Origin of the sequence: Jatrophihabitans sp. (genome assembly GCF_035474675.1) — a bacterium.
GTDB lineage: Bacteria > Actinomycetota > Actinomycetes > Mycobacteriales > Jatrophihabitantaceae > Jatrophihabitans_A.
This window is the reverse complement of record NZ_DATINC010000116.1, coordinates 19,842-29,949: the sequence shown is the minus strand read 5'-3', so window position 1 is coordinate 29,949 and position 10,108 is coordinate 19,842. Positions and strand designations below refer to the sequence as shown.

Sequence of the window (10,108 nt, the reverse complement as noted above, 5' to 3'; positions counted from 1 at the left end):
CCGCTGCGCGACGCCCGCGGCTTCGACCTGTCCGGCCCGAACAACGTCGCCGAGCAGTTCCTCGACGACGAGGAGGACGCGGGCCTGGCCAACGTGGTGCTGCCCAACGGCGCCCGGCTCTACGTCGACCACGCCCACCCGGAGTACTCCACGCCTGAGGTCACCTCGCCGCTGGACGTGGTGCGCTTCGACAAGGCCGGCGAGCTGGTGATGGCCGCCGCCGCCCGGCAGGTCGAGCGGCTGTCCGGCACCACCATCACCCTCTACAAGAACAACACCGACAACAAGGGCGTCTCCTACGGCGCGCACGAGAACTACCTGATGAGCCGGCAGACCCCGTTCGCCGCCATCGTCAGCCAGCTCACCCCGTTCTTCGTGACCCGCCAGGTGATCTGCGGCGCCGGCCGGGTCGGCATCGGGCAGGACGGCCACCAGCACGACTTCCAGATCAGCCAGCGCGCCGACTTCTTCGAGGTCGAGGTGGGCCTGGAGACCACCCTGAAGCGGCCGATCATCAACACCCGCGACGAGCCGCACGCCGACGCCGAGAAGTACCGGCGGCTGCACGTGATCCTGGGCGACGCCAACCTCGCCGAGCTGTCCACCTTCCTCAAGGTGGGCACCACCTCGCTGGTGCTGGCGATGATCGAGAGCCGCTGGCTGGGCGAGGACCTGCGGATCGCCGAGCCGGTCCGCGAGCTGCGCGCCGTCAGCCACGACCCGTCGCTGGGGCACCTGATGCGGCTGACCGACGGCCGGACGGTGACCGCGGTGCAGCTGCAGGGCGAGTACCTGGACCGGGCCCGCAAGTTCGTCGACGACCGCTACGGCAGCGACGTCGACCCGCAGACCGCGCAGGTCCTCGCCGAGTGGGAGTCGGTGCTCACCCGGCTCGCCGAAGACCCGATGCTGCTGGCCGGCGAGCTGGACTGGGTGGCCAAGCTGCGGTTGCTCACCGGCTTCGCCGAGCGCGACGGCCTGGCCTGGTCCTCGCCCCGGCTGCACGCCATCGACCTGCAGTACGCCGACCTCCGGCCGGACAAGGGCCTCTACCACCGGCTCGTCCAGCGCGGCTCGATGCGCACCCTGATCGAGCCGGAGCAGGCCGTCGAGGCGATGAACACCCCGCCGTCGGACACCCGGGCCTTCTTCCGCGGCGAGTGCCTGCGCCGCTACCCGGACGCGGTGGCGGCGGCGTCCTGGGACTCGGTGATCTTCGACGTGGGGCAGCAGTCGCTGGTGCGGGTGCCGACCCTGGAACCGTTGCGCGGCTCCAAGGCACACGTGCAGGAGCTGCTGGACCGGTGCCCGACCGCGCAGTCACTGGTGCAGGAGCTGCTCGGCCGCTGACCCCGGGTCGGCGCGTCCGGCCGGTGCCGACCTCCGAGCGGCTGTCTTCGGGCATGCTGTCTTCAACCGGCAATTACCTGGTGCATGGCGCGACCTGGCGGCACGAACTACTAGTGTCGAGAGGTACTCGCCGCCGGGCGGGTATGTGCGGAGGTAATCATGGCCAGTCACGAGGGTGGGCAGACCCGTCCCACCAAGCAGCGCTCCGAGGTCGACGAGGTGGCCGAGGAGACCAACACCGACGTCGCCGAGCGGCACGAGAAGCTCAGCGACGACGTAGACGCGCTGCTCGACGACATCGACGAGGTGTTGGAGACCAACCCTGAGGACTTCGTCCGCAGCTTCGTGCAGAAGGGTGGCCAGTGAGCGGACCGGCCGGCGACAACCTCGGACTCCTGCGCTACGCGACCGCCCCCGGCTCGTCGTCGTTCGTCGAGTTCCTCTCGGCGGCGGCGGCGGAGCTGCTGCCCGGCCACCGGCCGCAGCTGACCGGCTCGGGGGGAGCTGCCATGCCGTCCGCCGCCGGGTCCGTCCACGCGACGACCATCGTGGCCGCCACCTTCTCCGGCGGCGTCGTGATGGCCGGCGACCGGCGGGCCACCATGGGCAACCTGATCGCCCAGCGCGACATCGAGAAGGTGTTCGCCGCCGACGAGTACTCCCTGGTCGGCATCGCCGGCACCGCCGGCATCGCGGTCGAGCTGGTCCGGCTCTTCCAGGTGGAGCTGGAGCACTACGAGAAGATCGAGGGCACCGCGCTGACCCTGGACGGCAAGGCCAACCGGCTGGCCACCATGATCCGGGGCAACCTGGGCGCGGCCATGCAGGGCCTGGCCGTGGTCCCGCTGTTCGCCGGCTACGACATCGACAGCGCCGCCGTCCAGGGCTCGGCCTCCGCGGGCCGGATCTACAGCTACGACGTCACCGGCGGCCGGTACCCGGAGCAGTACTACCACTCGGTGGGGTCGGGCTCGGTGTTCGCCAAGAGCGCGCTGAAGAAGCTCTGGCGCCCGCAGCTGACCGAGGAGGAGGCGGTGTCGGTCGTGGTGGAGGCCCTCTACGACGCCGCCGACGACGACTCGGCCACCGGTGGCCCGGACCTGACCCGGCGCATCTACCCGGTCGTCTTCTCCGCCACCGCCGACGGCACCCGCCGGATCGCCGACAGCACCCTGGACACCATGATCCGGGCCCTGCTGGAGCGCCGCGCCGCCACCCCGGGTGCCTGACCCCCGGCCCGTCCCGCACGCCCGCCGCCAGCAGCCGCCCCTACTTCCGGAGACCATTCCATGTCGATGCCGTTCTACGCCTCGGCCGAGCAGATCATGCGCGACCGGTCCGAGTACGCCCGCAAGGGAATCGCTCGCGGCCGAAGCGTGGTCGTGCTGACCTACGCCGACGGGGTGCTGTTCGTCGCCGAGAACACCAGCTCGGCGCTGCACAAGGTGTCGGAGATCTACGACCGGATCGCCTTCGCCGCGGTCGGCAAGTACAACGAGTTCGAGAACCTGCGGGTGGCCGGCATCCGGCTGGCCGACCTGCGCGGCTACTCCTACGACCGCCGCGACGTCACCGCCCGGGCGCTGGCCAACGCCTACGCCCAGACCCTGGGCTCGATCTTCACCGAGCAGCAGAAGCCGTACGAGGTCGAGCTGTGCGTGGCCGAGGTGGGCCCGGCGGCCGGCCAGGACCAGCTCTACCGGCTCTCCTACGACGGCACCATCGTCGACGAGCCGGACTTCCTGGTGATGGGCGGCCAGGCCGACACGGTGGCCGGCGCGCTGCGGCAGTCCTTCCGGGTGAACCTGCCGTTGGCCGAGGCGGTGGCGGTCGCCGTGCAGGCGCTCGGCTCGGTCGGCGGCGAGGGCGGCGCGAACCGGGTGCTGGTCGCCGACAGCCTGGAGGTGGCGGTGCTGGACCGCAACCGCGGGCACCGCAAGTTCCGCCGGATCGTCGGCCCGGCGCTGAGCAGCCTGCTGCCGGCCGGTACGGGCACCCAGGGCACAGCGGGCGCCGAAGGCGTGGCAGGCACCGCAGGCACTGAGGGCACTGCGAGCGCTGAGGGTGCCGCAGGCGCTGAGGACCAGAGCCCGCCCGGCCCCGACACCCCAGTCACTCCGGCCACCGGCACCGGGCCGGACGGCGCGGCGCCGGCACAGCCCGAGCCGCCCGCCGGACCGGACCAGAACGGCGCCGACGGCCAGAACGGCTAGTCAGCCGGGAGTCAGCCGGCCACCACGTTCTCGCCCGAGACCTTCACCGCTACCGTCCGCAGCGGCCGCGTCGCCGGCCCGTTGAGCACGGCGCCCTTGAGGTCGAAGACCGAGCCGTGGCACGGGCAGTCCAGTTCCTGGCCGGCCGGCTGCACCGTGCAGCCCTCGTGGGTGCAGATCGCCGAGAAGGCGGTGACGGTGGTCTCGGTGGGCCGGACGATAATGATGTCGCCGCCGTCCGGGCCGGTAGCGGAGATCGCCTCACCCACCTTGATGTCGGACAGCTTCGCCAGCGGCTTGCCGCCACCTGCGGACGATCCGGCACCCGCCGACGACCCGGCTCCTGCCGAGGTGCCGGAACCGCCGGCCGGCTCCTCCGGCGACGCCTGTGAGCAGGCGGCCAGGGCCATGCCGGGGATGCCGACGGCGCCGACGGCCAGCAGGCAGCGGCGGCTGATGCCCCGTCCGGTCATCAGGCCGTCGTCGTGTGCTGAGCTCATCCATCGCCTCCGGTCGGTGCGGCGTGCGGGCACCGCCGTTGCGATACCACCCCTTCTGTAGTGCCAACGCAGTTACCGGCGGATCGGTTCATCCGGGAGCAGGATGGACTCCGTCACACCTCCCGGTGAACCAGCCGGCGCCCCGCGCCGTATTCCTTGCCGGAAAGCGCCACCGCCCGGACCAGCCGACACCCGAGGAGCTCCGATGCCAGTCGATCGCGGCGCGGTCGACGAGCGGAACGTCCTGCAGGCCCTGCATGACGAGCACGCCGCCGCGCTGTGGGCCTTCGCCGTCCGGCTGACCGGCGGGGACCGGCAGGCCGCCGAGGACGTGGTCCAGGAGACCCTGCTGCGCGCCTGGCGCAACCCCAACAACCCGGCCTTCACCGCCGAGCAGTCCGGCGCCGCCCGGGGCTGGCTGTACACGGTGGCCCGCCGGATCGTCATCGACGAGTGGCGGGCCCGCAGCGTGCGTCCGGAGAAGCTGGTCGCGGCCGTTCCAGAATCCTCGGCCGTCGACCCCACCGACGCCCTGGTGGAGTCCCGGCTGATCGCCGACGCGCTGCTGCGGCTCAGCCCCGAGCACCGGGCCGTGCTGGTGGAGCTGTTCTACCGGCGCTCGAGCGTGCGCGAGGCCGCCGAACGCCTGCAGATCGCGGAGGGAACCGTGAAGTCGCGCTCGCACTACGCCCTGCGAGCCCTCAAACTCGCGCTCAACGAGATGGGAGCACTGCCGTGACCGGCCCGGACGAGAGCGACCGGCTCGCCCCGGAGCTTGCCGCCGAGCACGCCCGGTACGAGTTCGACGACGCCGCCTACCTGCTGGGTGCCCTGGAGCCCGGGCAGCAGGCCGCCTTCGAACAGCACCTGGCGCGCTGCCCGCTCTGCCAGGAGCGGACCGCCCGGTTCGGCGACCTGCCGGCGGTGCTGGCCCGGGCCGACGTCTCGGCCTGGGAACCGGAACTGCCGCCGGACACGCTGCTGCCCCGGTTGCTCCGCGAGGCGGCCGCCAGCCGGCGCCGGCGTACCTGGCGGCTCGGGGTGCTGGCGGCCGCGGCCGCCTGCCTGGTGGCCGTGCTGGCCACCGCCGGGGTGCTGGGCTGGCAGCACGCGCACCAGCCGCAGACCCTGACCATGCAGCCGGTCGGGCCGGATCCCGAGGGCGTGTATGCCACCATCCAGCTGATCGGGTCCGGCTCGGACACCCGGGTGAAGCTGGCTTGCGGGTACCACTCCGACGGCGGTTACCCCCACGGCTGGACCCCGTCGTACCGGATGGTGATCTACAACCGGCGCGGCGAGACGGTGAATCTGGGCAGCTGGACCCCGCAACCCGGCGAGGACGTCCAGATCACCCGGGCCAGCCCCTGGCCCCGGCAGAACATCAGCAAGATCGAAGTAGCCGACGACCAGGGCAACACGGTGCTGCGGTTGCGCCTGTAACGGCGGGGAAAATGTATTCGCTTGTCGCAATCACAAGGCGCGCATCTCGCCGCGCCGCTGGCTAGGCTGGTCTGGTGCAGCGACGTATCTTCGGCATCGAGAACGAATACGGTGTGACCTGCACCTTCGAGGGTCAGCGCCGGCTCAGCCCCGACGAGGTGGCCCGGTACCTGTTCCGGCGGGTGGTCAGCTGGGGGCGGTCGTCCAACGTCTTCCTGCGCAACGGCGCCCGGCTCTACCTCGACGTCGGCAGCCATCCCGAGTACGCCACCCCGGAGTGCGACTCGCTGCTGTCCCTGGTCACCCATGACAAGGCCGGCGAGCGGATCCTGGAGGGGCTGCTGATCGACGCGGAGAAGCGGCTCAACGACGAGGGCATCGCAGGCGACATCTACCTGTTCAAGAACAACACCGACTCGGCCGGCAACTCCTACGGCTGCCACGAGAACTACCTGGTGGCCCGGCACGGCGAGTTCAGCCGGATGGCCGACGTGCTGATCCCGTTCCTGGTCACCCGCCAGCTGATCTGCGGCGCCGGCAAGGTGCTGCAGACGCCGCGCGGCGCGGTGTACTGCCTCAGCCAGCGGGCCGAGCACATCTGGGAGGGCGTCTCCTCGGCCACCACCCGGTCCCGGCCGATCATCAACACCCGGGACGAGCCTCACGCCGACGCCGAGCGCTACCGCCGGCTGCACGTGATCGTGGGCGACTCGAACATGAACGAGTCGACCACCCTGCTCAAGGTGGGCAGCGCCGACCTGGTGCTGCGGATGATGGAGCAGGGCATCACCTTCAAGGACCTCACCCTGGAGAACCCGATCCGGGCGATCCGCGAGATCAGCCACGACCTGACCGGCAGCCGGCAGATCAAGCTGGCCAGCGGCCGGCTGGCCAGCGCCGCCGAGATCCAGCGGGAGTACTACGAGAAGGCCCGCACGTTCGTCGACGCCACCGGCTCCGACCCGGTCACCGAGCAGGTGCTCGACCTGTGGGGCCGCACCCTCAAGGCGGTCGAGTCCGGCGACCTCAGCCTGATCGACCGCGAGATCGACTGGGCGACGAAGTTCCAGCTGCTGGAGCGCTACCGGGCACGCTACGACCTGCCGCTGTCCTCGCCGCGGATCGCCCAGCTCGACCTCACCTACCACGACATCCGGCGCGACCGGGGGCTGTACTACCTGCTGGCCGGCCGCGGCGCGGTGACCCGGGTGACCAGCGACCTGGCGGTGTTCCAGGCCAAGAGCGTGCCGCCGCAGACCACCCGGGCGAAGCTGCGCGGCGAGTTCATCAAGCGCGCCCAGGAGACCCGGCGGGACTTCACGGTGGACTGGGTCCACCTCAAGCTGAACGACCAGGCGCAGCGCACGGTGCTGTGCAAGGACCCGTTCCGAGCGGTCGACGACCGGGTCGAGAAGCTGATTGCCTCGATGTGAGCAGCGGCGGCGGACCTTCCCAGCAGCCCGCCCGGGGTGGCGCGCGGCCAGGGCGCGGGCGTCGCCTACCGTTGTCGGACATGGCGGCCCGGCGACAGCAGCGACTGGTGTCGCTGGTGCTGTGCCTGCTCTCGACCCGGCAGTACATCACCGCTGAGCGGATTCGGGACACCGTCGAGGGCTACGAGGTCTCCTCCGACTCCACCAACCCGGACGAGGCGTTCAAGCGCAGCTTCGAACGGGACAAGGCGGAGCTGCGCGAGCTCGGGATCCCGCTGGAGACCGGCCGCAACTCCGTCTTCGACACCGAGGACGGCTACCGGATCGCCCGGCAGGACTTCGAACTGCCCCCGATCGAGTTCACCGCCGACGAGGCCGCCGCGGTGGGCCTGGCCGGCCGGCTGTGGCAGACCGCCTCGCTGGCCACCGAGGCCCGCACCGCGCTGATCAAGCTGCGTGCGGCCGGCATCGAGATCGAGGAGCCGCCCGGCGCGGACGCGCTGCCGCCGCTGCCCGGCAGCGAGCCGGCGCTGCCCGATCTCATGACGGCGGTCTCCGAGCGGCGGGTGGTGCAGTTCGGCTACCGCAAGCAGTCGGCGCCGGCGCCGGAGAAGCGCACCGTCGAGCCCTGGGGCGTGCTGTCCTGGCGGGGCCGCTGGTACCTGGTCGGCCACGACCGGGGGCGCGGGGACGTCCGCAGCTTCCGGCTGGACCGGCTGGTCGGCGAGGTCCGGACGCTGGCCGCGGCCGCCGAGACCAGCCGGCCGGAGGACCTGGACATGCTGGAGCTGGTGCGCGGTGCGCACTACCAGCCCGACCAGCTGGCCCGGGTGCGGGTCGCCCCGGGCCGGGGTGGCCAGCTGCGCCGGCAGGCCCGCCAGGTGCACAGCACCCCCGACGGGGACGAGCTGAGCCTGGACTACCGCGACCTGGAGCGGCTGGCCGGGCTGGTCGCCGGGGTGGGGGCGGACGCGGTGGCGCTGGACCCGCCGGAGCTGGTGGCCGCGGTGGTCCGGTTGCTGGAAGGGGCCGCCGGCGGGTCACCGGCCCGGGACCGGCGACCGGCACCTGCCGGGGATCTCGCGTCCAGCGGCGGCCGGCGATGACCGACACCAGCGACAAGCTGTCCCGGCTGCTGGCCCTGGTGCCCTACATCGTCACCCAGGGGGTGGCCTCGATCAGCGAGACCGCGGCCACCTTCGGCATCGACGAGGCCCAGCTGCGCAAGGAGCTGGAGATGCTCTGGATGTGCGGGCGCAGCTCGGGGCCGGAGGACCTGATCGACCTGATGTTCGAGGGCGACACCGTGTCGGTCACCTACGACGGCGGGCTGAGCCGGCCGTTGAAGCTGACCTCGACCGAGGCGATGACCCTGGCGGTGGCGCTGCGCACCCTGACCGACGTGCCGGGCGCCACCCAGGGCGGGGCGGCCGAGCGGGCGCTGACCAAGATCGAGGCCGCCGCCGGGCAGCACCTGGATCCCGACGCGGTCGACATCCGGCTGACCGGGCGGGACCGGTGGGGCCAGCTGGCCCAGCAGGCGGTCGAGCAGCGCCGCGCGGTCGAGCTGGACTACTACTCCGCGGCCCGGGACGAGACCACCCACCGGGTGATCGACCCGGTCCGGGTGTTCGTCGCCGAGGGGATCGGCTACCTGGAGGCGTGGTGCCGCCGGGCCGGGGCGATGCGGATCTTCCGGATCGACCGGATCGAGGACGCCGTCCTGCTCGACGAGCCGGCCCGGGTGCCGCCCGACGTGCAGCTCACCGACGTCAGCGCCGGGGTGTACCGGCCGGCGCCGGAGCACTTGCTGGTGGAGCTGCGGCTGGGCCCGGGCTGGGAGTGGGTCGGCGACTACTACCCGTGCGAGACGGTCACCCCGGACGGCGCGAGCCTGCGGGTGACGTTGCGGGTGGCCAACCCCACCTGGGTGGCCGCGCTGGTCCGGCGGTCCGGGGGAGCGGTCACCGTGCTGGCGCCGGACTGGCTGGCCCGCGACGTGCAGACAGCAGCCGCGCAGGCGCTGGCCGCCTATCGCGATCGGTAAGCTGGGCGGTCATGCAGGCTTGGATCGTTATTGCGGCATGGGGTTTCGCCGTCGTGTTCGCGCTGGTGGTGCTCGGCTTCGTCGGCTATGAGATCAGCTGGAAGACCCGGCGGTTGCAGGTCGAGCAGGCCCGGCTGCAGCAGCTGGCGGCCGACCTGGCACAGCTCGGGGCCCGCCTGCAGGCCTCGGCGGAACGGTCTAGATGACCCGGTGGCTCCGGCGCTCGGCGAAGGGCAACCCCGAGGGCCGGATGTCGGTCCTGGACCACCTTCGCGAGCTGCGCAAACGGCTGATCGTGGTGATGATCATCGTCGCGCTCGGCGCGGTGGTCGGCTGGCTGGTCTACAACCCGCTGCTGACGATCCTCAAGCAGCCCTACTGCAACGTGCCCTACGAGCACCGGCTGGGCGCGCTGAACCAGAGCGCCGAGCAGTGCAAGCTGCTGTTCCGGGCGCCGCTGGACGGCTTCACCATCCGGCTCAAGGTCTCGGTGGTGGCCGGCGCCATCCTCACCTCGCCGCTGTGGCTCTACCAGCTGTGGGCGTTCGTCACGCCGGGGCTGCGCCGCAACGAGCGGCGCTGGACGGTGGCCTTCGTCGCGGCCTCCACCGCGCTGTTCGCCGCCGGCATGGGGCTGGCCTACTTCACCCTGTACAAGGGCCTGGACGTGCTGATCACCCAGGCCGGCAGCGGCACCCAGGCGGGCCTGGACGTCACGTACTACATCTCGTTCGTGATCTTGATGCTCACCGTGTTCGGGGCCTCGTTCGAACTGCCGCTGCTGATCGTGATGCTCAACGCCGCCCGGGTGCTGCCGTACTCGCTGCTCAAGCGCGGCCAGCGGATCGGGATCTTCCTGATCTTCCTGTTCGCCGGGGTGGCGACCCCGTCGACCGACCCGTTCACCATGACCGCGATGGCGGTGCCGATGTGCCTGCTGTTCGAACTGGCGGTGCTGTGGTGCTTCCTGCACGACCGGCGCCGGGCCCGCCGGGAGGCCGCCGCCGAGGCCGAGCAGCTGCCCGACGACGTGGCCTCGACGGTGGACCCGCTGCCCGAGCGGCTGTCCGGCCCCGGCCGGCGGCAGGGCTCGGAATGGAGCGAGCTGCCCTGACCGGCGCC

At 71.8% G+C, this 10,108-nt stretch carries 12 protein-coding genes; 11 read left to right on the top strand and 1 reads right to left on the bottom strand.

What is annotated here, in order from left to right; all coding sequences use genetic code 11:
• The 4 genes from dop to prcA form a co-directional block, all read left to right on the top strand.
• Window positions 1–1,350, top strand: a 1,350-nt coding sequence (gene dop / locus VLJ82_RS13930; RefSeq protein ID WP_408663962.1) for a depupylase/deamidase Dop, incomplete at its 5' end; no start/stop codon positions are given.
• A gap of 159 nt (window positions 1,351–1,509) precedes the next feature.
• Complete coding sequence (locus VLJ82_RS13925) at window positions 1,510–1,716, top strand: ubiquitin-like protein Pup (RefSeq protein ID WP_408663961.1); 207 nt, start codon at window positions 1,510–1,512, stop codon at window positions 1,714–1,716.
• The gene (gene prcB, locus VLJ82_RS13920; RefSeq protein ID WP_408663960.1) at window positions 1,713–2,579 is read left to right on the top strand and encodes a proteasome subunit beta; all 867 of its coding nucleotides are present in this window, start codon (window positions 1,713–1,715) and stop codon (window positions 2,577–2,579) included. The genes VLJ82_RS13925 and prcB overlap by 4 nt, the downstream gene beginning before the upstream one ends.
• Before the next feature lie 60 nt (window positions 2,580–2,639).
• A complete protein-coding gene (gene prcA / locus VLJ82_RS13915; RefSeq protein WP_408663959.1) occupies window positions 2,640–3,563 on the top strand; it encodes a proteasome subunit alpha in 924 nt (307 codons plus the stop codon).
• Between the two features lie 11 nt (window positions 3,564–3,574).
• Here the strand turns inward: prcA and VLJ82_RS13910 are convergent, their stop codons facing one another.
• Window positions 3,575–4,063, bottom strand: coding sequence for a ubiquinol-cytochrome c reductase iron-sulfur subunit (locus VLJ82_RS13910; RefSeq protein WP_408663958.1), 489 nt, complete (start codon window positions 4,061–4,063; stop codon window positions 3,575–3,577).
• 205 nt (window positions 4,064–4,268) lie between these two features.
• Here VLJ82_RS13910 and VLJ82_RS13905 point away from each other — a divergent pair, with 205 nt between their 5' ends.
• The 7 genes from VLJ82_RS13905 to tatC all read left to right on the top strand — a co-directional run bounded on the left by VLJ82_RS13905 (window position 4,269) and on the right by tatC (window position 10,100).
• Window positions 4,269–4,802, top strand: a complete 534-nt coding sequence (locus VLJ82_RS13905; RefSeq protein ID WP_408663957.1) for a sigma-70 family RNA polymerase sigma factor — start codon at window positions 4,269–4,271, stop codon at window positions 4,800–4,802.
• On the top strand, window positions 4,799–5,506 hold the full coding sequence (locus VLJ82_RS13900; RefSeq protein ID WP_408663956.1) for an anti-sigma factor family protein: 708 nt from the start codon (window positions 4,799–4,801) through the stop codon (window positions 5,504–5,506). Before VLJ82_RS13905 ends, VLJ82_RS13900 begins: the two co-directional genes overlap by 4 nt.
• A gap of 74 nt (window positions 5,507–5,580) precedes the next feature.
• The gene (gene pafA, locus VLJ82_RS13895; protein ID WP_408663955.1) at window positions 5,581–6,939 is read left to right on the top strand and encodes a Pup--protein ligase; all 1,359 of its coding nucleotides are present in this window, start codon (window positions 5,581–5,583) and stop codon (window positions 6,937–6,939) included.
• 80 nt (window positions 6,940–7,019) lie between these two features.
• Complete coding sequence (locus tag VLJ82_RS13890; RefSeq protein ID WP_408663954.1) at window positions 7,020–8,045, top strand: helix-turn-helix transcriptional regulator; 1,026 nt, start codon at window positions 7,020–7,022, stop codon at window positions 8,043–8,045.
• On the top strand, window positions 8,042–8,986 hold the full coding sequence (locus VLJ82_RS13885) for a helix-turn-helix transcriptional regulator (protein ID WP_408663953.1): 945 nt from the start codon (window positions 8,042–8,044) through the stop codon (window positions 8,984–8,986). Before VLJ82_RS13890 ends, VLJ82_RS13885 begins: the two co-directional genes overlap by 4 nt.
• An 11-nt stretch (window positions 8,987–8,997) precedes the next feature.
• The gene (locus VLJ82_RS13880; RefSeq protein ID WP_408663952.1) at window positions 8,998–9,192 is read left to right on the top strand and encodes a hypothetical protein; all 195 of its coding nucleotides are present in this window, start codon (window positions 8,998–9,000) and stop codon (window positions 9,190–9,192) included.
• Window positions 9,189–10,100: a twin-arginine translocase subunit TatC gene (gene tatC, locus VLJ82_RS13875; protein WP_408663951.1), complete on the top strand. Its 912-nt coding sequence runs from the start codon at window positions 9,189–9,191 to the stop codon at window positions 10,098–10,100. Before VLJ82_RS13880 ends, tatC begins: the two co-directional genes overlap by 4 nt.
• Window positions 10,101–10,108 lie beyond the last annotated feature (8 nt).